Raw genomic sequence first — 24362 nt, forward strand, 5'->3', positions numbered from 1 at the left:
AAATTTCGCTAGGAGCGACCTGAAACCAGAAACAGGGAAAAAATCTGGGTGAGTAAGGTGTGAGTTATGGGTTATTTTTTAAGACGTTTGTCGTTCTATCTTGTCGCGCTCTTAGTTGCAGCGACGTTAAACTTTATTATTCCGCGAGCAATGCCTGGTGACCCAGTTACCATGATGTTTGCTAATGCTTCAGTACAGGTGACTCCAGAACGAATCGCAGCAATGAAAGAACTGCTCGGTTTCGTTGATGGGCCAATTTACATTCAGTACTTCTCGTACATTAAAAACATTCTAAGTTGGGAATTGGGCACCTCAATCCAGTTCTACCCACTTTCAGTTAATTCTTTACTAGGTAGTGCATTTGGCTGGTCACTATTTCTAGCTGGTACTGCGGTTGTACTTTCTTTCTCCATCGCTTCTGTCCTTGGTATTTTTGCCGCCTGGAAGCGCGGTAGTAAGTACGATGCATTCGTAACGCCTGGTACATTGATCATTCAAGCTATTCCACAAATGGTTATCGCAATGTTAGCGCTGTTTACCTTTGCGATTGGCCTGAAATGGTTCCCATCTGGCTATGCTTACACGCCAGGTACTATTCCTGATTGGACAAGCTGGGAGTTCATCAAGAACGTGGGTTACCACGCTGTATTACCTCTATTCTGTGCAACCATCGTTCAAATTGGTGGCTTCCTAGTTAACATGCGTAACAACATGATCAACCTTCTCGCCGAAGACTATATCACGATGGCTAAAGGTAAAGGGCTGAGTGAAAACCGCGTCGTCTTTAATTACGCCGCACGTAACGCACTACTTCCAAGTGTTACCGCACTGTCTATGTCTTTAGGTATGGCCATTGGAGGTCAATTAATCATCGAGATGATTTTCAACTACCCAGGCCTAGGTACTGTTCTATTGAACGCAATTCACGCTCGTGACTACCAAGTACTTCAAGGTCAGTTAATTATCATGACGATGTTCATGCTGTGCTTCAACTTAATGGCTGACATGCTGTACATGATTCTAGACCCTCGCCTACGTACGGGAGGCAAATAATCATGAAAGAACTATTCAAACTTATTTTAGGTAACGCATTCGCTCGCATTGGTCTTGGCATTGTTACGCTGTTCGTGTTCGTTGCGATTGCCGCTCCTTTACTTACAAAGCATGCGCCAGACAAGCGAACCGGTAACCCGCACGAATACCCAAGCTTTGTTGTAAAACAGGCACAAAACAATCCTGATGGTTGGGTTGCTAAAAACCTAGCAGACGATCGTCGTACGCTGATTATGTCTAAAAAGGCCGACCACGTATTAGGTACTAGCCGAATGGGTCGCGATATCTGGTCGCAAGTGGCTTACGGTGCACGAGTATCACTGGGTGTAGGCTTTGGCGCTGGCATCATCGTGTGCTTCTTAGCAACAGTCATTGGTATATCGGCAGGTTACTTCGGCGGCAAAGTGGATGACGTATTGAGTGCCGCGATGAACATCATGTTAGTAATCCCGCAGTATCCATTGCTATTCGTGTTGGCGGCCTTTATCGGTGAAGCAGGCCCACTCACCATTGCCTTGATTATCGCTGGTACTTCTTGGGCATGGGGTGCACGTGTTGTCCGCTCTCAAACTATGGCACTACGCGAGAAAGAGTTCGTTAAAGCTGCCGAAGTATTGGGAGAGTCTTCATTCCGCATCATCTTCGTTGAGATTTTACCAAACCTTATCCCAATTGTCGGTGCGAGCTTCATTGGCTCAGTAATGCTGGCGATCAACACTGAAGCGGTCATTTCGTTCCTAGGTTTGGGTGATGCCAACACGATCAGTTGGGGCATCATGCTTTACAACGTGCAAACCTCATCAGCCATGCTGATTGGCGCATGGTGGGAAGTACTAGCACCTTGTATTGCCCTAACACTACTGGTTACTGGTCTTGCTCTGTTGAACTTTGCCGTTGACGAAATTGCGAACCCTCAACTTCGTTCTCACAAAGGCATGAAACGCTGGAAAAAACTAGCAGCAAAAGACAAGAAAGAGCGTGAGCCTGAACTGGCACCACAAAATGCACTATGGAGCGGAGATAAATAATCATGACTGCACCACTAATTTCCATCCGTAACCTATGCGTAGACTATATTACAGATGCGGGCGATGTCCGCGCCTGTAACAACGTGAGCTTCGACATTGCACCAGGTGAAGTATTCGGTCTGGCTGGTGAATCTGGCTGTGGCAAATCCACTGTTGCCTTCTCACTAATGCGCCTTCATAAGCCGCCAGCGTTTATCACAGGTGGTGAGGTGATCTTCAACGGTGAAGATATCCTTCAGTACAGCGATGATCGCATGCAAGCGTTCCGCTGGAGTGAAATGTCGATGGTATTCCAGAGTGCGATGAACGCTTTGAACCCTGTTCTAACCATGGAAGAGCAGTTCTGTGACGTCATCATGCGTCATACCAATATGACTCGCGCTCAAGCAAAAACACGCGCTGAAGGTCTGCTGGAAATCGTTGATATCCACCCTAGCCGATTGAGTGATTACCCGCACCAGTTCTCTGGTGGTATGCGTCAACGTCTAGTAATCGCAATCGCTTTGGCTCTGAACCCAAAAATGATCATCATGGACGAACCGACTACCGCATTGGATGTAGTGGTTCAACGTGAAATTCTACAAAAAATTTACGCGCTTAAAGAAGAGTTTGGTTTCTCAATTCTGTTCATCACACATGACTTGTCATTGATGGTCGAGTTCTCGGATCGTATCGGCATCATGTACTCAGGTGAGTTGATTGAAGTCGCACCTTCTAAGCAAATTCTGGAAAGTCCTTACCACCCTTACACCAAAGGTTTGGGTAGCTCTTTCCCTCCACTAACTGGACCAAAGACCAAATTGACTGGTATTCCAGGTAACCCGTTGAACTTGCTAGAAGTACCACGGGGCTGCCGCTTCCAAGCTCGTTGCGATCGCGTACATGAAGCATGTACACGTGTACCAACCCAATTACGTCAAATTGAACCAGGTCGCCTCTCAAATTGCCATTTGTACGGCGACACCATTGCTCAAGCTAAGGTTTAACAACAAAAAAACGCTAGCTAAGAACAAAAATTACACTGGAGAGAATTATGAGCAAACAATTCGGCGAACTGCTGATTGAGGGTAAAAATGTCGTTAAGGACTTCCCTTTAAACAGTAACTCAATCAAACAATCTAAGATGCGCGCAATCAACGACGTCTCTTTCAAAATGTACAAGAGCCGCGGCTTGTCAGTGGTAGGTGAATCTGGTTCAGGTAAGTCTACTACTGCAAAAATGATTGCAAAAATGTACGCACCAACCGATGGCATCATTGAATACAAAGGTCGTGATATCCAAGACATCACCTCTCGTCACGATTTAATGACCTACCGTGAAGGTGTACAAATGGTGTGGCAAGACCCGTTTGGCTCGCTAAACCCAACGCACAATATCTTCCACCATATTGCGCGCCCGCTGCTGATTCATAAGAAAGTAGCACCGGGCAACAAGAAAGAACTGGAAGAGCGTGTGTACGACCTACTAGAACAGGTTGGCCTGATTCCACCAAAAGAAACGGCGCAAAAGTTCCCGCACCAGCTATCTGGCGGTCAGCGTCAACGTGTAAACCTAGCTCGTAACATCGCAGTTGGAGCTGAAGTAGTCTTGGCGGATGAGCCAACATCCATGCTCGATGTATCAATCCGTGCCGGTGTTCTGAACTTGATGGAAGAGATGAAGTTCGAGAAACAAATGTCTCTGCTTTACATCACTCACGACATCGCAACAGCGCGTTACATTGCTGAAGATCTCGCGGTCATGTACGTAGGTCACATGGTTGAATGGGGCGATACTGAAGAAATCATTCACGATCCTCAACACCCATATACGCAACTGTTGGTATCTGCGGTTCCAGATCCATCGAAGTCTATTCACGAGAAACTGAAAGGCAACAAAGGGGAAATCCCACTTTGGACACCAGAATCTGTCGGCTGTCCATTTGCTGGACGTTGTGTACACGCTACCGACAAATGTCGCGAACGACTACCAGGCGTCACTCAACTGTCCGACAACCACTTTGTCCGCTGTTACTTATTTGAAGATTAATCATAACGAGGGTCAGGTTCAGCCTGACCCACTCCTGTTTTTATCGTTTCCCGGAGACATTGAATGCTGCTACTGACTAACCACATTGGTTATGAACGTCTGGGCCCAAAGAAAGCCATTATCCAGACCGAACAACCACACTTGTCTTCTTACACTGCTCAATTGATTTGTGCCACTAGCGAGCAAACCGTGGCAACTTTTGCGGTTGAAGAACAAGGTAAAGTGGCGAACTGGCATCAGGGCTATTTCTACCTCATCGACTTTTCCTCTTTCACAACGTCAGGTGACTATTTCTTGCAAGTAGAAGATACGCGCTCTTCCTCTTTCATCGTTGGCGAACACATTCTGTTGGATCAAACTTTGTCAGATGTGATCCATTACTTCAAATCGCAACGTTGCGGCGGGATCTTCGATCAACAAGATCGACAACTTCCAGTACTAAACTCCAATAAAAAGGTTGATGTACACGGCGGCTGGTACGACGCATCAGGAGACGTTAGCAAGTATTTAAGTCACCTTTCATACGCGAATTATCTGAATCCTCAACAAACCCCAATGGTGGTTTGGAACATCCTAAAAGGGGTTTCGTTGCTTGAAGGAAGCGAAGACATTGCAGCTTTCACACGTACACGTCTGATTGAAGAAGCCCTGTTCGGTGCAGACTTTCTTGTGCGTATGCAAAACGAAAAAGGCTTTTTCTACATGACGGTCTTTGACAAGTGGAGCAAAGATACTGCGCAACGCGAGATTTGCGCGTACGAAACTCAACTTGGTCACAAATTTGACGACTATCAAGCAGGCTTTCGACAAGGTGGCGGTGTCGCCATTGCAGCGCTAGCGGCAGCGTCGCGTTTAAGTGTTCACGGTGAATACGATCAACAAAAATACCGCAACGCTGCCGAAAATGGTTACTGGCACTTAAAAGAGCACAATACACAGTACCTCAATGATGGGGAAGAAAACATTATCGACGAATACTGTGCGCTACTGGCTTGTGTAGAACTGTTTAAAGCAACCAAAGAAACTCGCTACTTGAAAGAGAGCCGTTTGTGGGCGCAACGTTTAGTTGCACGCCAAATGAGCGACGAGCAGATTCAACACTTTTGGTCAGCAAACCAAGACGGCAGCCGTCCATATTTTCACGCAGCCGAAGCTGGTCTACCAGTTATTGCCCTATGCGAATATCTATCAATTGAAGACGACTCAGCACGAGCGGAATCGGTAAAACGTATCGTCAACCTAGCGTGTGAGTTTGAGATCACAATATCGAATAAAGTGATCAACCCATTCGGTTACCCTCGCCAATATGTTAAAGGCGTAAATGAGTCAAAACGCGAGGCATTTTTTGTCGCACACAACAATGAATCCGGCTATTGGTGGCAAGGCGAGAATGCTCGACTGGGCTCACTCGCGACCATGGCGTACCTTGCTCAACCGCATATAGCGTCGCAAGAAGTACTGCAACAACTTTCTGTGTTTGCTCAAGATGCATTGAACTGGGTTGTAGGCTTAAACCCATACGACATGTGCATGCTAGATGGCCATGGTCGTAACAACCCTGATTACCTCCCTCAATATGGTTTCTTCAACGCAAAAGGTGGCGTGTGTAACGGAATCACTGGCGGCTTTGAAGACGAGGAAGACATTGCATTTAATCCACCAGCACAAAAAGAAGACGTGTTACAAAACTGGCGCTGGGGCGAACAATGGATCCCGCATGGCGCTTGGTACTTACTCGCGATAATCAGTCAAGCTCAGCATGTTTCTCAGTTGGCGACCTCTAAAAATATGAAGGAAGAATAATCATGGGAATGTATTTTGTCGGTATCGATGGTGGCGGCACGTCATGTCGAGCCAGGATTAAAGATTCACAAGGTAATTTTCTTGGCGAGGCCAAAAGCGGCAGTGCCAACATCATGCTAGGTGCTGAAATAGCAATGGCTTCGATTCTTGAATCCATCACTTCGGCTACCGAGCAAGGCGGTCTAACACAACAAGATTTCGCGTCGATGCACGTCGGCTTAGCCCTTGCTGGCGCAGAGCACAAAGCATCTTGGCAAGCCTTCATGTCTCTTCCTCATCCATTTGCCAGTATAACTATGAATACCGATGCTTACGGTGCGTGCGTTGGTGCACACAATGGCGAAGATGGCGCAATCATGATTGCGGGAACCGGTTCTTGTGGCATCTACCTTAACGGATTCGAGCAACATGTTGTCGGTGGTCGTGAGTTCCCTATTTCGGATCAAGGTGGCGGCGCAGTGATGGGGCTACGCCTAGTTCAGCAAGTTTTGTTAGCTGAAGATGGCATCAGAGAAAAAACGCCCCTAGCACAACACGTTATGACGCATTTCGAAAATGAGGTCGACAACGTGGTGGCGTGGTCAAAACAGGCGCTTCCTCGTGATTATGGGCAGTTTTCTCCGGCTATTTTCCAACATGCGGAACAAGGCGATGCACTGGCCATTGAAATGCTGAAGCAAACCGCAGCGGATATAGAAATGTTTCTCGTGGCATTAAACAAGCGCGGCGCAACACGTATTTGTTTAATGGGCAGCATAGCTGAACGCATTGTACGTTGGCTTTCACCACCAGTTCAGCAATGGATTGTTGAGCCACAGTTTGACGCGATTGAAGGCGCAATTATGTTTGCTGGCAAACCAGAACATAACCTTTACTCGCTCAGTGCGGCGTAGGAGTAGATATGGAATATCGTGTTGATCTCGTAGTCCTTTCTGAGCAGAAACAAAACTGCCGCTTTGGCCTCACCTTTCATAACTTGAGCGACCAAGACCTAAACAGCTGGAGCTTAACTTTCGCTTTCGATCGTTACATTCTTCCAGACAGCGTTTCAAATGGTCAACTGACTCAAATTGGTAGTTTTTGCACACTTAAGCCAGAAGGGGTGGTACTGGCTGCCAACCATCACTATTACTGTGAATTCAGTATTGGTTCGAACCCATTCCGTTATTACTCGGATGGCTTTAACGAAGCGATGATCAACTTTGTCGTTGATGGAAACCCACAGCGCGCACAAGTGGATGTCACGCCTATCGTATTAGCTTCACCATACCGTGAACGCAGTGAGATTCCTGCAAGTTTAACCCATGCACAGCCCTTGCTGCCAAAACCAAACCATATTGAGGTCAGCGATCACTATTTTAGCTTTGATCATCATGCTGGCGTCGCGGTTTATTCAAGCCTGGCCAATTCAGCTAAAGAATGGCTACTTGATGAGCTTAAGCGCATTCACCAATTTGAGTTCGCATCAGACAATGGCAGTCAGATCATCTTCAAAGGCAACCCAACCTTGGATGAAGGCGCTTACAAACTGAAAGTAGCCGAAGAGTCAATCAAAATTGAAGCAGGATCTTCGTCTGGTTTTACCCATGCTTGTGCAACGTTATTACAACTAATCAAAGTTGGCGATCAACCTAACTCAATGGAAGTAGTTTGCTGTTCAATCAAGGACAGGCCACGTTTTCGTTACCGCGGTATGATGCTGGATTGTGCTCGTCATTTTCACTCCGTTAAGCAAGTCAAACGCTTGATCAACCAACTGGCTCATTACAAGTTCAATACGTTCCATTGGCATCTTACCGACGATGAGGGTTGGCGAATTGAAATCAAATCACTGCCTCAACTGACCGATATTGGTGCTTGGCGCGGATTGGATGAGATCAATGAACCACAGTACACGCACTTTGATGAACGTTACGGCGGCTTCTACACACAAGAAGACATCAAAGACGTTATCGAATTTGCATCGCAACGCGGCATCACCATCATTCCTGAAATTGATGTACCTGGTCATTGTCGAGCCGCCATCAAGTCGTTACCACACCTATTGGTAGAAGCGGAAGATACCACCGAATACCGCAGTATTCAGCATTACAACGACAACGTCATTAACCCTGCTCTGCCGGGGAGTTATGAATTTATCGACAAAGTGCTAGAAGAAGTCTCTGCACTTTTTCCTGCGCCTTACGTTCATATTGGTGCCGACGAAGTACCTAACGGCGTATGGTCAAAAAGCCCAGCATGCCAAGCACTAATGGAACAACTGGGTTACAGCGACTACAAAGATTTGCAAGGACACTTCTTACGTTATGCCGAAGACAAACTTCGTAAATTGGGCAAACGCATGCTGGGCTGGGAAGAAGCTCAACACGGCGACAAAGTCAGTAAAGATACGGTGATCTACTCATGGCTAAGCGAAGAAGCGGCCTTGAACTGTGCTCGCCAAGGCTTTGATGTGGTGCTGCAACCAGCACAAACCACTTACCTAGATATGACCCAAGACTACGCACCTGAAGAACCGGGCGTGGACTGGGCAAACCCACTGCCACTAGAAAAAGCTTACAACTACGAGCCGCTCGCTGAAGTGCCTGCCGACGACCCAATACGTAAGCGCATTTGGGGCATTCAAACAGCATTATGGTGCGAAATTATCAATAACCAACCTCGCATGGACTACATGATCTTCCCTCGTTTAACTGCAATGGCAGAAGCATGTTGGACAGACAAACAACACCGAGATTGGACCGACTATTTATCACGCTTGAAAGGCCATCTACCTCTGCTTGATTTGCAGGGAGTGAATTACCGTAAACCGTGGAAGTAATACAAAACTGATGTCGAAACATCACGCTTGAAGAGTTTTTAAATTTTGGCTGCTGATGCAGCTTCGTAAAAAGGAAAGACACAAATGAAATACGGCTATTTCGATAACGAGAATCGCGAATACGTCATCACTCGCCCTGACGTACCAGCACCATGGACCAACTACCTAGGTACTGAGAAGTTCTGTACGGTTATCTCGCACAACGCGGGTGGCTACTCGTTCTACAACTCTCCAGAATACAACCGTGTTACTAAATTCCGTCCAAATGCGACATTCGATCGCCCAGGACACTACGTTTACTTGCGTGATGATGAGACAGGTGATTACTGGTCAATCTCTTGGCAACCAGTTGCGAAGAGCCTAGACGAAGCAAACTACGAAGTTCGTCACGGCTTGTCTTACTCTAAGTTCAAATGTGAATACAGCGGTATTACCGCAACAAAAACTCTGTTCGTGCCAAAAGGCGAAGACGCTGAAATCTGGGATGTAGTGATTAAAAACACCTCTGGCAAACCACGTACGATCAGTGCATTCTCATTTGTTGAGTTCTCATTCAGCCACATTCAATCTGATAACCAAAACCATCAGATGTCTCTGTACTCGGCAGGTACGGCTTACAACGAAGGCGTGATCGAGTACGACCTGTACTACAACACCAACGATTTCGAAGGCTTCTACTACCTAGCTTCAACATTTGACCCAGATTCATACGACGGCCAACGTGACAGCTTCCTAGGCCTATACCGCGACGAAGCAAACCCGTTAGCGGTAGAACAAGGTAAGTGTTTCAATACAGCACAAACGTGTTACAACCACTGTGGCTCTTTGCATAAGCAATTTACTATTCAGCCGGGTGAAGAAGTTCGCTTTGCTTACATTCTAGGTATCGGTAAAGGCAACGGTGAGCGTCTACGTGCTAAGTACCAAGACCTTGCAGAAGTCGACAACGCATTTGCGGGTATCAAAACACACTGGGATGAGCGCTGTGGCAAGTTCCAAGTGAAATCACCAAACGAAGGTCTAGATACCATGATCAACGCTTGGACGTTATACCAAGCGGAAACTTGTGTGGTGTGGTCTCGCTTTGCTTCATTCATCGAGGTGGGAGGCCGTACTGGTCTTGGTTACCGCGATACAGCGCAAGATGCAATCTCAGTTCCTCACGCTAACCCAGCAATGACGCGCAAACGTATCGTTGACCTACTGCGCGGCCAAGTAAAAGCGGGCTACGGTCTACACCTATTCGATCCAGATTGGTTTGATCCAGAAAAAGCTGATGTTAAACCATCTAAATCTCCAACCGTAGTTCCAACACCTTCTGATGAAGACAAAATTCACGGCATCGAAGACACTTGTTCTGATGATCACCTATGGCTAGTTCCAACCATCTGTAAGTACGTGATGGAAACCGGTGAGCACAGCTTCTTCGACGAAGTGATCCCTTACGCCGACGGTGGCGATGCAACGGTTTATGACCACATGAAAGCCGCGCTAGACTTCTCGGCTGAATACGTAGGTCAAACCGGTATCTGTAAAGGTCTGCGTGCAGACTGGAACGACTGTCTGAACCTAGGTGGCGGCGAATCGTCAATGGTGTCTTTCCTACATTTCTGGGCACTGCAGGAGTTCATCGACCTAGCTAAATACCTAGGGAAAGAAGCCGACGTTGAAAAATACACGGTGATGGCAGCAAACGTTCGTGAAGCGTGTGAAACCCACCTTTGGGACGAAGAAGGCGGCTGGTATATCCGTGGTCTAACGAAAAACGGCGAAAAGATCGGTACAGCGCAACAAAAAGAAGGTCGTGTACACCTAGAGTCAAACACACTTGCGGTACTTTCTGGTGCGGTATCTCAAGAGCGCGGCGAAAAAGCGATGGACGCTGTCGATGAGAACCTGTTCTCTGAATACGGCCTTCACCTAAACTCACCATCTTTTGCAACACCGAATGATGATATCGGCTTCGTAACTCGTGTTTACCAAGGCGTAAAAGAGAACGGTGCGATCTTCTCGCATCCAAATCCATGGGCTTGGGTAGCTGAAGCGAAACTGGGTCGTGGTGATCGTGCAATGAAGTTCTACGATGCACTTAACCCATACAACCAGAACGACATCATCGAAAAACGTATTGCAGAACCTTACTCATACGTACAGTTCATCATGGGTCGTGACCACCAAGACCACGGTCGTGCAAACCACCCATGGTTAACAGGTACATCTGGCTGGGCTTACTTCGCTGTTACCAACTTTATCCTTGGTGTGCGTACAGGCTTCGATGGCCTAACTATCGATCCATGTATCCCAACGAACTGGCCTGGTTTCGAAGTGACTCGTCAATGGCTAGGTGCAACGTACAACATCAAAGTAGTTAACCCAGACTCAGTAAGCAAAGGCGTTAAGTCGATTACTGTGAACGGTGATGCAGTGAATGGTGCCTCTGTCCCAGTTCAAGCGGAAGGTTCAGTAAACGAAGTTATCGTTACTCTAGGTTAATCATCTTTTGGGGGAGTCCTTCTCCCCTTTTGATTTATCCGGTGCATTTATGTTTTACAATTGCATCGGTTCGCTAGCAAAGATTTAAGACGCGGTGGGATGCCGCTCTTATCGAGGATCGAATCATGATCAAATTTGGTACAGGCGGTTGGCGTGCATTTATCGGTGAGGAGTTCACCAAAGATAATGTACGTTTGGTCGCTCAAGCAGTTGCAAACATCACGAATAACGAATCGGTTGCTGATCGCGGTTTTGTGATTGGCTATGACCGTCGTTTTCTTTCCGATAAAGCAGGTCGTTGGTTCGCTGAAGTTCTAGCAGCAAACGGCATTGTGGTTAGCTTTATCGACAAATTTGTCCCAACACCTATCGTAATGTTTAAAGCGAAAGAAATGGGCTGCGCATACTCGGCATGTATTACCGCATCACACAACCCTGCCGATTACAACGGCATTAAAGTCTTCATTGAAGGCGGTCGTGACGCAGATGAAATCATCACCCAAAAAATCGAATCACAAATAGACGCGCTCACTGCGCACGATGTAAAAAGCGTCGACTTTGAACAAGCGGTTGAAGATAAGCTGATTGAAATCATCAATCCGATGAACGAATTCGTTGACTCAATCATCGACTTTATCGACATCGAAGCGATCAAGAAGGCGAATTTACGTGTTTTGATCGACCCAATGTTTGGTGTCGCGAAAAACGCACTGCAAACCGTATTAATCAACGGCCGCTGTGACGTTGATGTGATTAACGATGGCAAAAACCCAGATTTCGGTGGGTTAATGCCTTCGCCAAGCGCTGCAACACTCTACCGTTTGATGCACCTAGTGAAAGAGCAAGGTTACGATATTGGCATCGGTACTGATGGCGATGCGGACCGTCTTGGTATTATCGACGAAAAAGGTAACTTCATTCATCCAAATGAAGTGCTACTGCTGCTTTACTACTACCTACTTGAATACAAAGGCTGGAAAGGCTCCGTGGTACGTAACATCGCAACCACCCACCTTCTCGATAAAGTCGCCGAAGATCATGGCGAGAAATGCTTTGAGGTTCCTGTAGGCTTTAAGCACATTAGTTCCCAAATGGAAGCGGATGACTCACTGATTGGCGGGGAAAGCTCTGGTGGCCTAACCATTCGCGGCCACATCAAAGGTAAAGACGGCGTATTCGCATCAAGCCTATTGGTAGAAATGATTTCAGTAACCGGCAAGAAGCTGTCTGAGTTGCTGGATGAAATCTACGGCAAGTACGGCTATGCCTACATGGCAGAAGGCGATTGTAAGTTCAAACCAGCGCAAAAGGACGTTCTGTTCAACAAAATTTATGTTGAAAAACAGTTGCCTGAGTTTGAGTTTGAAATCGAAAAAGTCAGCTATGAAGATGGCGCGAAAGTCTACTTCAAGAACGGCGGTTGGATCATCGCTCGCTTCTCTGGCACTGAGCCACTGCTACGAATTTTTGCAGAGATGCAAGATAAGGACACTGCGGAACGTGTTCTTCAACAGTTTAAAGACTTCTTGTCTTTATAACTGAACCTTGTGCCCGCTTCGCGCACTATGATGAGAGTCAACGCTGTCTGAAAAGGCGCTCATCAACAGGAGAAGAGCACTTGCCCGGCTCCACAGCCGGGCTTTTTTATTGTATGTTGGAAAGTCGTAAACGAGATAGCAAAGATACTCAGGAGCGTTAAGCAAATGCCAGGACGCCTTGCGTTTCAATTTTCACCGCGACGGACTCACCTATATTTAATGCTTGCGAAGCTGTAGCTAACAAACGATCACCATTCGCGTTAATCACATAACGGCAGTGATCACCCATAAAATGCTGTTCCAATACGGTTACCGAACTATCTTCATCGGATTGAATTTGCACATGCTGCGGTCTTAGCAGTAAAGAGCACTCCGCCTGTACTGGAATATCTTGTTGAGCCGTGGCTTCAACCACGCCCAAGTGGGTTTCATATTCTGAATTCGAAACCCGTTTAGCAGCAAGGTAACTGCCACCACCTAAGAAATCAGCGACAAATTTACTTGAAGGCTGGTAGTAAAGTTCAGATGCTGTGCCATATTGCTCGATGACTCCATTGTTCATCACTGCCATTTTATCGGCGAAAGCAAAAGCCTCTTCACGGCTATGCGTAACAAAAATGGCAGTCACGCCTTGCGCCTTAAAAATCTTACGGATCTCACTTATCAACTCATGGCGAACTTGCGTATCAATATTAGAAAACGGTTCATCAAGTAACAATAAGTCTGGGCTGTAAGCTAATGAGCGAGCAATCGCAACACGCTGCTGCTGTCCACCAGACAATTGATGAGGATAACGATCGCCATAACCTTGAAGATGCACGAGTTCTAACATCTCTTGAACTTTGGCATTTTTCTCTTTTGTCGAGCACTGCTTTAAGCCAAAGGCAATGTTTTGCTCCACCGTCAAGTGAGGAAAAAGTGCGTAATCTTGGAAAATCATCCCGATATTACGCTGTTCTGGCGGCAACCAGTTTTCCCCATCATCAATTGTGACGCAATTTAGACTCATTTCGCCTGACGTTAACGGCAATAATCCCGCAACGGCCTTTAATAGTGTTGTTTTCCCACAGCCACTGGCTCCTAGCAAACAGACAATCTGCCCTTGTTCTACCTCAAGAGACAATGATTCGAGTACAGTTTGATCGTCATATTGGCACGTTAGGTTTTTAATTGATAATGCACAGCTCATCAGTGATTTTGCTCCAGTGAACGGTTAACAACAACAAGCGGGATCAACCCAACAAGAACCAACAGAACCGCTGGCAAAGCGGCCAATTCTAAATGCTCATCCGAGGCGAAGTTATAAACGTATGTGGCTAGTGTTTCAAAGTTAAACGGACGAAGTAACAAAGCCGCATTAAGCTCTTTCATCGACTCGATAAACACTAATAAAGCCGCAATCAGTGCACCGCGCTTAACCAGCGGAAAGTGCACGCGCCACAGCATGGCATTGGGCTTACAACCCATAGTGCGCGATGCCATATCTAACGACGGAGAAATTTTATTTAAATTACTTTCGATACTACCAATCGCTACCGCGGAAAAGCGCACAACCATCGCGAAAATCAGAGCAAACATAGATCCTGAGAAGATCAGTCCCGGTCTACCCCACTCCATCGCTTTAGCAATATCGTTGACACGATGATCCATAAACAGCACAGCGACCATCACACCGATGGCTAGTACCGTTCCTGGTACTGCATAGCCCATAGAAGAAAGACGCATAAATGCCAAGCTTTCTCGTTTACCACTGACTCGATGGGTAAAGTTAACGATCAGTGCGACAGCAACACCAATAATCGCAGCAATAACAGACACAACTAAGCTATTCCATGCGTATTCACGAAACTCTGAGGTCCAACTCTGCGCAAAATAAGTGATCGCATAATCAATCAGCTGTAGTAGCGGCAAAATAAAAGCGACTGAAACCAAGCCCCAACACCAAACCAGTGCGGTCCACTTTTTCCAGCCCGTCAACTCGTAACGAAAATCTTCGTGACTGTTAAATTGGCTTTGAAAAAGCTTTTGTTTACGGCGGCTGTATCGTTCGGCACTAAGAAGCAGTACTACAATGACGAGCATCATGGCAGAAATCTTGGCTGCCGCATTAAGATTAGAGTACCCCAACCAAGTATCGTAGACCGCTGTGGTTAACGTATTCACCGCGAAGTAACTTACCGTACCAAAGTCACCGATGGTCTCCATTGCGACCAATGATAAACCCACTGCGATAGAGGGTCTTACTAACGGCATCGAGATGCGCCAAAAGCTTTCCCATGGAGAGCACTTGAGCAAACGCGCGCTTTGCAATAAAGATACATTTTGCTCCATAAACGCAGCCCGGCACAATAAATACACGTAAGGATACAACACCAAAGCCAACACAAAGGTCGCACCAGGCAACGTACGAATGTCAGGGAACCAATACTCGCCAGGTCCCCATCCGGTTACATCACGCAAAAAGATCTGAATCGGGCCTGCAAAATCAAACCAATCAGTAAAAATATAACCAATGATATAACCTGGCATTGCAAGAGGTAGCACCAATGCCCACTGCAACCATTTTTCGGTCGGCAGTTTACACATGGCCATTATCCAAGCGCTTGGAATACCAAGAATTAAGGACAGCACCATTACGCCAACAGTTAGCGCAACCGTGTTAAAAATATAAGTCGGCATGACCGTTGCCATTAAATGAGCAAACAAATCATCCGTTTCACCAATTGCGGTGTAGAAGATCGCTAAGATCGGCAAAACCAGTAGCAGAGTTATTACCCCACTACTGGTTTTCCATAAAGAGTGTTTATCTTTCATCGCCTAATTACTGCAAGGCTGTATGAAATACAAATGCTGTTGCAAATACATCTCATATCCTTTAATCAAATGGGGGTACTGTTATACCCCCACAAGGAATTAAAGGTCAAATTTCACTTCATCTAATAGCTTAATTGCCGCTTCGTGGTTGGCTGCAATATCGTCTAGAGAAAGCTTGTCTGCTTTAAAGTCACCCCAAGATTCCACAAGCTCAGAACGCTTCACGCCTTCTTTAACTGGGTACTCGTAGTTAACTTCTGCGTACATTTGCTGCGCTTTGTCACCCGTTAGGAATTCCATTAGCTTCACAGCATTGTCTTTGTTTGGAGAGTACTTAGCCATCGCCATACCAGAGATATTCACGTGAGTGCCTGTAGTCTCTTGGTTAGGGAAGTTGATGTAAACTGCATCAGCCCAAGCTTTTTGCTCTTTGTCGTTAACCATTTTACCTAGGTAGTAGCTGTTACCTAGAGAAACATCACATAGGCCTTCTTTGATCGCTTTAACTTGTGCACGATCGTTGCCTTGTGGTTTGCGAGCAAGGTTTGCTTTCACGCCTTCTAACCACTCTTTGGTTTCTGCTTCGCCATTGTGAGCAATCATTGCTGAAACTAGAGAAACGTTGTACGGGTGCTTACCGCTACGAGTACAAATTTTACCTTTGAACTCTGGCTTAGCTAAGTCTGCGTAGTTGAAATCTGCGCCTAGTTTACCTACGCGATCACGTGATGAATAAACGCTACGAGAACGTAGAGTTAGAGCAAACCACTCATTCTCTTTATCTTGGTATTGAGCAGGTACGTTTTCTTCAATGATTTTGCTATCGACTTTCTGAACTAAACCTTTGTTTGTCAGTTCAGCTAGACGGCTGATGTCTGTCGTAAGAATAACGTCAGCAGGGCTGTACTCACCTTCTTGAGCTAGCTTTTCTGCTAAGCCTTTTTTAGCAAATTTTACGTTTACTTTGATACCAGTTTCTTTAGTGAACTCATTGAACATAGGTTCAACTAGGAAAGGTTGACGGTAAGAGTAGACGTTCACTTCTTCAGCAGCCATTGCTGTTGGAGCTAGAGTAGCGCAAGTTAGTGCTGAAAGAGTTAGCAGTTTTTTCATTGTTTAATCCTTTACCATGCTAATGATAACGTTTATCAGTTGCGTTATTATATGTATGTTCAATAAGAAGACAATGACGAATATTAAAAAACCTGCTCATCGGAGCAGGTTTTATTGTGTTAAGTGTGTAACCATTTATTACAAGCTAATGATTATTTCACCGTAACAAACTCTGGGTAAGCACCAACACCACAATCATGCATGTCCATACCTTCCATTTCTTCATCTTCTGTAACGCGAATCCCAACGGTTGCTTTCAAGATTGCCCACACAACTAGGCTGGCACCAAATACCCAAGCAAAGATAACTACGGCACCTAAAAGCTGTGCACCAAACGTTGCATCACCGTTGCTCAGTGGCACTACCATTAGGCCGAAGAAACCACACACACCGTGAACTGAGATAGCACCTACTGGATCGTCAATTTTAAGTTTATCTAGAGCAATGATACTGAATACTACTAGTGCACCCGACACCGCACCAATCGCAACCGCGTACAGTGGTGATGGCGATAGAGGGTCTGCAGTGATGGCAACCAAGCCAGCTAGCGCGCCATTGAGAATCATCGTTAAATCGGCTTTACCCCAAGTAGTTTTACAAACGAATAGCGCCGCAATTGCACCGGCAGCCGCTGCTGCGTTAGTGTTTAGAAAGATCTGACCTACCGCTGTAGCATTCTCAAAATCTGAAACCATCAACTGAGAGCCACCGTTAAATCCAAACCAGCCAAACCAAAGGATAAAAGTACCCAACGTTGCCAAAGGCATGTTAGAACCTGGAATCGGATAGATTTCACCATTTTTACCGTACTTACCCTTACGCGCGCCAAGCAGTAACACACCAGCAAGAGCAGCAGAAGCACCTGCCATATGTACGATACCAGAACCCGCAAAGTCACTAAATCCAGCTTCTGCTAGGAAGCCTCCACCCCATGTCCAGTAACCTTCCATTGGATAGATAAACGCAGTTAAAATCGCAGAGAAAATCAAGAAAGACCAAAGCTTCATGCGCTCAGCTACCGCACCAGAAACGACGGACATGGCAGTTGCAACGAAGACAACTTGGAAGAAGAAGTCAGACTCTAAAGAGTGGTCGGCCCCTTCACCTTGAGTACCAATTAGCGTACCAAATGAAGGTAACCAGCCTCCTTCTCCATTATCGACATACATGATGTTATAACCGACAATCAGAAACATCGTACATGCGATAGCGTACAAACAGATGTTCTTCGTAAGAATTTCTGTTGTGTTTTTAGAGCGCACAAGGCCAGCCTCTAGCATCGCAAAGCCTGCTGCCATCCACATTACCAACGCACCGGAAATGAGGAAGAAAAAGGTGTCAAGTGCGTAACGTAACTCGGTTACTGTTGTTGCTAATTCCATAATAAGTATCTCCAATCCTTTGAATTCTTAAAGTGCTTCTGCGTCCATTTCGCCAGTTCGGATACGCACCGCTTGGTTCAGATCGTAAACAAAAATTTTACCGTCGCCGATTTTTCCGGTTTGCGCAGCTTTTGTAATTGCTTCAACAACGCGATCTACATTGTCTGCGTGAGTCGCGATTTCAATTTTCACCTTTGGTAGAAAATCGACTTGATACTCTGCACCGCGGTACAATTCCGTGTGACCTTTTTGACGACCGAACCCTTTAACTTCTGATACTGTCATCCCTTCGATACCGACATCAGCCAATGCTTCTCGTACATCGTCTAATTTAAACGGCTTAATAATGGCATTGATTATTTTCATTGAGTTATCTCCGAAGCTTTCATCCTGAAACACTTCTTATAATCCAATCTACGTGCCAAGTTTTTAAGTTATTGAATAATAAAAACTAACCTCAATTTACATATCTATAAACAAAAAGGGCGCACCATATCGGTGCGCCCTTTTCACAAATTTAAAGCAACGGCAGAGAAGTTACCCAAAACTGTGCATTAAATGTTCAAAAAGTCTTTCCACTGTTCGATAAGTGCCATGAAATCCTCTATCCCACAACTTGCTGTACTTTCTGCATTGTAGAAGTCGAACTCACTTTCCATCTCGACATCATATTCATGGGCTAATGCGTTTTCTTGTACAAGAACTTCGTCGCCCTGAATCATCAAGCTAATTTCCGTGCCTGTTAGGTTATGCTCCTGAGAAGGCGCTGAAAATGACCGCTCAATTAGCTTTTCAACCTGTGCAATCTTCATCGGATCTTTGCCAATTTCTTCTTGCAACCAGCGTCCTACAATCTCATGTCCCATGCTACATTTTACGTAGTACTCGCCCATCAACGTGTTACGAATGAATTCAAATTCCACCGAGATTGCCTATTTCGTATCAATTTGGTGCGAGTATAGCGAATTGCTCCCATAAAAAAAGCACCTCATGTGAGGTGCTTTTGAATTGTGCATTTCTGATTATGCCGGTTCTTGGAAGATCACTTCGTCCGCTTTCTTGGTGTATTGATCCATTTTATGGAAGTTCAAGTAGCGGTACGTATCCGTTGCCGTAGCGTCGATTTGCTTCGCGTATTCTAGGTATTCTTCTTTGGTTGGAATTTTACCTAGGATTGCACCTACTGCAGCTAGCTCAGCTGACGATAGGTAAACATTCGCACCAGTACCCAGACGGTTCGGGAAGTTACGCGTTGAAGTCGACATTACTGTTGATTTATCTGCAACACGCGCTTGGTTACCCATACAAAGTGAACACCCTGGCGTTTCAATACGCACCCCTGCACGTCCGAAGATACCGTAGTAGCCTTCTTCAATCAGTTGGTCTTTATCCATCTTTGTTGGTGGCGCTACCCAAAGGCGCGTTGCTAACTGGCCATTGAACTTATCAAGCAATTTACCTGCTGCGCGGAAGTGACCGATGTTCGTCATACAAGAACCGATGAACACTTCATCAATCGCTGTGCCTTGTACTTCAGACAACAAACGAGCGTCATCTGGGTCATTCGGTGCACATAGTACTGGCTCATTGATTTCAGCCATATCGATTTCAATCACATGTGCGTATTCAGCGTCTTTATCTGCTTGCATCAGCTCAGGGTTTGCTAGCCACTCTTGCATTGCTGTAATGCGGCGCTCGATAGTACGGCGATCACCGTAGCCTTCAGAGATCATCCACTTCAGCATCACGATGTTAGAGTTTAAGTACTCTTCGATCGACTCTTGAGACAATTTCACAGTACAACCTGCCGCCGAACGCTCTGCAGATGCATCAGAAAGCTCAAATGCTTGCTCAACCGTTAGCGTTTCTAAGCCTTCAATCTCAAGGATACGGCCAGAAAATTCGTTGATCTTGCCCGCTTTCTCTACCGTTAGTAGGCCTTGCTGAATCGCGTAGTAAGGGATGGCATGAACAAGATCACGCAGTGTAATACCCGGTTGCATTTCACCTTTAAAACGAACCAAGATTGACTCTGGCATGTCTAGCGGCATAACGCCTGTCGCAGCTGCAAAGGCAACCAAGCCCGAGCCTGCTGGGAATGAAATACCCAGAGGGAAACGAGTATGTGAGTCCCCACCCGTACCGACAGTATCCGGTAGTAGCATACGGTTTAGCCATGAGTGGATAATACCGTCACCAGGACGAAGAGATACACCACCGCGGTTCATAATAAAGTCCGGAAGTGTATGGTGAGTGTTAACGTCTACTGGTTTTGGATAAGCCGATGTGTGACAGAAAGACTGCATGACAAGATCAGCAGAGAAGCCGAGACACGCCAAGTCTTTAAGTTCATCACGAGTCATAGGGCCTGTAGTATCTTGCGAGCCTACTGTCGTCATCTTCGGCTCACAGTAGGTTCCAGGACGGATGCCTTCTACGCCACATGCTTTACCAACCATTTTCTGTGCAAGCGTGTAACCCTTGCCAGAATCTGCGATTTCACCAGGTTTGCGGAATACGTCCGAAGGCTCAAGACCTAGCGATTGACGCGCTTTGTCTGTCAAACCACGACCGATGATCAATGGGATACGACCACCAGCACGAACTTCATCAATCAGTACTTCTGTTTTTAGCGAGAATTCAGCTAGAACCTCACCAGTTTCGTGGTTGCAAACTTTACCTTCATATGGGTAAACATCGATAACATCGCCCATGTTGAGCTTAGTTACGTCAGCTTCGATTGGTAGTGCGCCAGCATCTTCCATTGTGTTAAAGAAGATAGGGGCAATTTTGCCACCAAGAACATACCCACCAGCTCGTTTGTTTGGAACGTAAGGGATATCATCACCCATAAACCAAAGCACTGAGTTGGTTGCAGATTTACGTGAAGAGCCAGTACCAACAACATCACCAACGTAAACCAATTGATGACCTTTGTCTTTTAACTCTTCAATTTGCTTGATCGGGCCAATAGTACCCGGTTGATCAGGGTTTATTCCTTCACGCTCGTTTTTAAGCATCGCCAGTGCGTGTACTGGGATATCAGGACGAGACCAAGCGTCAGGTGCAGGTGAAAGGTCATCCGTGTTCGTTTCACCTGTTACTTTAAATACGGTTAGAGTGACTTTTTCTTCAAGCTTAGGCTTAGAAAGGAACCACTCAGCATCAGCCCATGATTGAAGTACTTTCTGTGCATGCGCATTGCCTGCTTTTGCTTTCTCTTCTACGTCATAGAAAGCATCAAACATTAGCAGCGTATGAGACAGCGCTTTTACTGCGATCTCTGCCAGTGCTTCATCATCCAATAGCTCAACTAGCGGTTCGATGTTGTAACCACCTTGCATAGTGCCTAGCAGTTCAGCCGCTTTTTCACGACTCACTAATGGTGATTTAACTTCACCTTTTGCTACTGCTGTTAGGAAACCCGCTTTTACATAAGCAGCTTCATCAACACCTGGAGGGATACGGTTTTCAAGTAGGTCAAGAATGACTTCTTCTTCACCTTGTGGGGGATTTTTCAGAAGTTCTACAAGTCCAGCAACTTGTTCTGCGTCTAGCGGTTTAGGAACAACTCCTTCAGCAGCACGCTCTTCGACGTGTTTACGGTAGGCTTCAAGCACGACTTTTTCCTCTCATTGCGGTTCCTCCTCTATTATTACTATTGTTAAAGTAAAGGAGTGAACATCCTTGGAAACTTGGCTCTCCATTGCCCTTGTTTTCATTCAATTATGATTGAGAAACAGCGCCGTAGAGGCCAAACTGTGGGCAAAATAATAGCAAATTTAACCTTAAATTAAAATCTTATCATTTTGACCAACATAGCAACTTACGACTAAAGTTCTGCTAATTTTGACCAAATATGCCAAGTTTTGCTTTCTCATACCCGATTAATTAAACGATGTTCCTACGATCAAATACACAGCATCCAAATCTTGCTCGGTACGACCGTATGCCAACATTATTGGTCCTATTGGTGAGTCAACACCAAAGAAGATGGAGCCAGCATTGTAAAGCGGCGCTTCGTTTAGTTTCAGATCATTATCAGACCAAACACCGCCATATTCGACCGATGCGCCCAGGTAGACTGGAGCTTCAAACAATCCGAAATCATTATCAAACCACTTATATCGGTACACCAAACTGCTGAAAAATAAGTTCTGTCCGATCAGGCTATTTCTTGGGATTCCAGATAGGCTTAAAAAGCCGCCCAACTCTCTGGGATCAAGCGGTAAAGATGAGTTTTTACTCTCTACAAAACTATATTCAGCATGTCCGACTAAAGTATGACGCTGATGACTCACTGCACCTTTAAATCGTGCAGAGATTTCATAAACGGTATCTTCAATAATTTTGTCAGTTTCTAAAAGGCTAACGCCCTGAGGACTTTGATCATGAGACACTAAATATTCGAGATCGACTAAAAGCCCACGAGTCGGAAATGCGAAATCATCAAGTGTATCTAGGCGATAATTGGCAAACAGACCACGACGTTCAAAATCCAATTTACCAGCAGAAGCCAAAGTAGAAAGCTCAATATCTCCGGTAGAGTAGCGAGCGCCAAATCGAAGTTCTTGCCACAATGTGGGTTGGATACCTATCGCTAACTCTGTTGTAAAATCATCGTAAGTGACCGGGAAAAAGTCATTTACTGACTCTAAATCTGGTGCTTGAGGCTCTGTTAAAGGTAAGTTTCGGCTCTCACTGCCATAGGAAATTCGCCCCGATACAAAAAGTTCTTGGCTAGATAAAACAGGGGAATACAACTCAGCTTCAATCAGCTTATCCGTGCCCATTTCTACGTTGAACGCCAACTCCGCGCCATGAGAGTTCAAGTTGGTAAAGTTGGTCGATATTCCTATGCCGTACTGGCTATCTGTATCGAAGTCATCTTCAAGAAAAAATCGGAAGTTGAGATAATTAGGCCCCCACGACTTCTCGTTAACATCAAAAACCAACAATGTCTCACCATCCACCTCTTCAAAGTGATAAGTGATGAGCTCGAACCGATCTAACGCGTAGAGGTTTTCAACGGCTTTCTCAATTTCGGCCGTTGAAATACGACGTCCGGTTTCTAATTCAATACGATTCGTCAACAACACATCGCTGTAGTGCGTGTTATTAACAATCACTATGTCATCAACCACACGCTGATCGCCATAAATCAAAGTTTTACGAACTTCTTGTTTGCGATCGATGTATTTTTGATAGTCCGCGTTGGACAAGCGTAACTCTTTCAGCTTGTCTTTTAATTGCTTGGTAATATCGTACCCAGCTTGAAAAGCCCAAGGCATTTTGTCGAACTCGACGGTTTCCATGGTGCCCACATTGGGACGAATATAGATATCTTGAGGTTCAAGCTCGTCCACTTGCTGTTGTGTACTACGACGAACGAGATAGTTAGAGAGTTGGTCCGCGACAGTAAACAGCCCCGTAAATTCATCTTCGGTTTTGTAATCGGTGCTAATATCGACGGCAATAACGACATCAGCCCCCATGGCGCGAGCCACATCGACAGGCATGTTATTGACGACGCCGCCATCAACAAGCATATGGCCATTGAGCTTATAAGGAGGAAGCGCTCCTGGTACAGACATGCTAGCCATCATTGCATCAACAAGGTAACCATTGCCCAGTACGACTTCTTCTAGGGCAAGAATATCTGTCGCAACAGAACGATAGGGAATGGCAAGATCATCAAAAGAATCGAATCGCCCTAAGTTCCCTGTAGTCTCACGCAATACTCGCAACATGTTCTGGCCTTGCACCACACCCGTTGGTGCTCGTACCTCACCGAATCTTAAGCCGAGGTCGGTATTAATTTGATAGCGGTCTTCATACTCTTTGTCACGAACTCTACGTTGGCTACGGTCAACACGATCTCGATAACCGCTGCCCCAATCGACGGTGTAGATAAAACTCTCGATTTCATCAGCACTCATCCCCGTGGCATAAAGCCCACCCACATAGGCGCCCATACTGGTACCGGTCACAATATCCACAGGAATCTGCATTTCTTCCAATGCTTTTAAAACTCCAATGTGTGCCGCCCCTTTCGCTCCGCCACCAGCGAGCACAACCGCCACCTTTGGTCGAGGTTCCAAGTCATCCGTTTTTGTTAGAGAGTTTGCGAGGGAAACAGAAGGAGTGATCATCAAAAAGGTACTAACCCAAAGCGCAAAGTTGCGAACCGATGGGCTTGATAACAGCTTTTTGAACATTCACTTCTTCCTTTATTGAATATCTGATCAAGTAGGGCGTGCTAGCAGTACTGTACTAACACGCCCTAAT

General features: G+C 45.8%; 17 protein-coding genes. 9 read left to right on the forward strand and 8 right to left on the reverse strand.

Annotation, left to right across the window (positions count from 1 at the left end):
* The first annotated feature begins 66 nt into the window (after positions 1–66).
* From R7Q47_RS10130 to R7Q47_RS10170, 9 genes are all read left to right on the forward strand, one after another.
* Entirely contained in the window at positions 67–1053 is a 987-nt protein-coding gene (locus R7Q47_RS10130) for an ABC transporter permease (RefSeq protein WP_005380038.1), read from the forward strand.
* Between the two features lie 2 nt (positions 1054–1055).
* Positions 1056–2081 (forward strand): ABC transporter permease, encoded by a 1026-nt coding sequence (locus R7Q47_RS10135; RefSeq protein WP_025768199.1) that lies wholly within the window; start codon positions 1056–1058, stop codon positions 2079–2081.
* Positions 2082–2083: 2 nt separating this feature from the next.
* Positions 2084–3067 carry an ABC transporter ATP-binding protein gene (locus tag R7Q47_RS10140; RefSeq protein WP_005380040.1) on the forward strand — a complete coding sequence of 328 codons (984 nt, stop codon included), beginning with the start codon at positions 2084–2086 and terminating at the stop codon, positions 3065–3067.
* 47 nt (positions 3068–3114) lie between these two features.
* Positions 3115–4110, forward strand: coding sequence for an ABC transporter ATP-binding protein (locus tag R7Q47_RS10145; protein ID WP_005380041.1), 996 nt, complete (start codon positions 3115–3117; stop codon positions 4108–4110).
* Between the two features lie 63 nt (positions 4111–4173).
* Positions 4174–5913: a glycoside hydrolase family 9 protein gene (locus R7Q47_RS10150; protein ID WP_154205057.1), complete on the forward strand. Its 1740-nt coding sequence runs from the start codon at positions 4174–4176 to the stop codon at positions 5911–5913.
* 2 nt (positions 5914–5915) lie between these two features.
* Positions 5916–6806, forward strand: coding sequence for an N-acetylglucosamine kinase (locus R7Q47_RS10155; protein ID WP_154205056.1), 891 nt, complete (start codon positions 5916–5918; stop codon positions 6804–6806).
* A gap of 8 nt (positions 6807–6814) precedes the next feature.
* Complete coding sequence (locus tag R7Q47_RS10160; protein ID WP_005380048.1) at positions 6815–8734, forward strand: beta-N-acetylhexosaminidase; 1920 nt, start codon at positions 6815–6817, stop codon at positions 8732–8734.
* A gap of 84 nt (positions 8735–8818) precedes the next feature.
* Positions 8819–11227, forward strand: coding sequence for a GH36-type glycosyl hydrolase domain-containing protein (locus tag R7Q47_RS10165; protein WP_154205055.1), 2409 nt, complete (start codon positions 8819–8821; stop codon positions 11225–11227).
* 125 nt (positions 11228–11352) lie between these two features.
* A complete protein-coding gene (locus tag R7Q47_RS10170) occupies positions 11353–12765 on the forward strand; it encodes a phosphoglucomutase/phosphomannomutase family protein (RefSeq protein ID WP_025768194.1) in 1413 nt (470 codons plus the stop codon).
* Between the two features lie 157 nt (positions 12766–12922).
* Here R7Q47_RS10170 and R7Q47_RS10175 read toward each other — a convergent pair whose 3' ends face one another.
* From R7Q47_RS10175 to R7Q47_RS10210, 8 genes are all read right to left on the reverse strand, one after another.
* Entirely contained in the window at positions 12923–13954 is a 1032-nt protein-coding gene (locus R7Q47_RS10175; protein WP_005380055.1) for an ABC transporter ATP-binding protein, read from the reverse strand.
* Positions 13954–15579 carry an ABC transporter permease gene (locus R7Q47_RS10180; protein ID WP_154205054.1) on the reverse strand — a complete coding sequence of 542 codons (1626 nt, stop codon included), beginning with the start codon at positions 15577–15579 and terminating at the stop codon, positions 13954–13956. The genes R7Q47_RS10175 and R7Q47_RS10180 overlap by 1 nt, the downstream gene beginning before the upstream one ends.
* A gap of 99 nt (positions 15580–15678) precedes the next feature.
* Positions 15679–16692, reverse strand: a complete 1014-nt coding sequence (locus R7Q47_RS10185) for a Fe(3+) ABC transporter substrate-binding protein (RefSeq protein ID WP_005386566.1) — start codon at positions 16690–16692, stop codon at positions 15679–15681.
* Between the two features lie 152 nt (positions 16693–16844).
* Entirely contained in the window at positions 16845–18074 is a 1230-nt protein-coding gene (locus R7Q47_RS10190; RefSeq protein ID WP_047102648.1) for an ammonium transporter, read from the reverse strand.
* 27 nt (positions 18075–18101) lie between these two features.
* Positions 18102–18440 carry a P-II family nitrogen regulator gene (locus tag R7Q47_RS10195; protein ID WP_005386570.1) on the reverse strand — a complete coding sequence of 113 codons (339 nt, stop codon included), beginning with the start codon at positions 18438–18440 and terminating at the stop codon, positions 18102–18104.
* A 188-nt stretch (positions 18441–18628) separates the two neighbouring features.
* The gene (locus R7Q47_RS10200; RefSeq protein ID WP_017635908.1) at positions 18629–18997 is read right to left on the reverse strand and encodes a YacL family protein; all 369 of its coding nucleotides are present in this window, start codon (positions 18995–18997) and stop codon (positions 18629–18631) included.
* 99 nt (positions 18998–19096) lie between these two features.
* Complete coding sequence (acnB, locus tag R7Q47_RS10205) at positions 19097–21694, reverse strand: bifunctional aconitate hydratase 2/2-methylisocitrate dehydratase (RefSeq protein WP_318088956.1); 2598 nt, start codon at positions 21692–21694, stop codon at positions 19097–19099.
* A gap of 267 nt (positions 21695–21961) precedes the next feature.
* Positions 21962–24292 (reverse strand): patatin-like phospholipase family protein, encoded by a 2331-nt coding sequence (locus R7Q47_RS10210; protein ID WP_047102650.1) that lies wholly within the window; start codon positions 24290–24292, stop codon positions 21962–21964.
* Between the last annotated feature and the right edge of the window lie 70 nt (positions 24293–24362).

Source organism: Vibrio sp. Vb0349 (assembly GCF_033338975.1).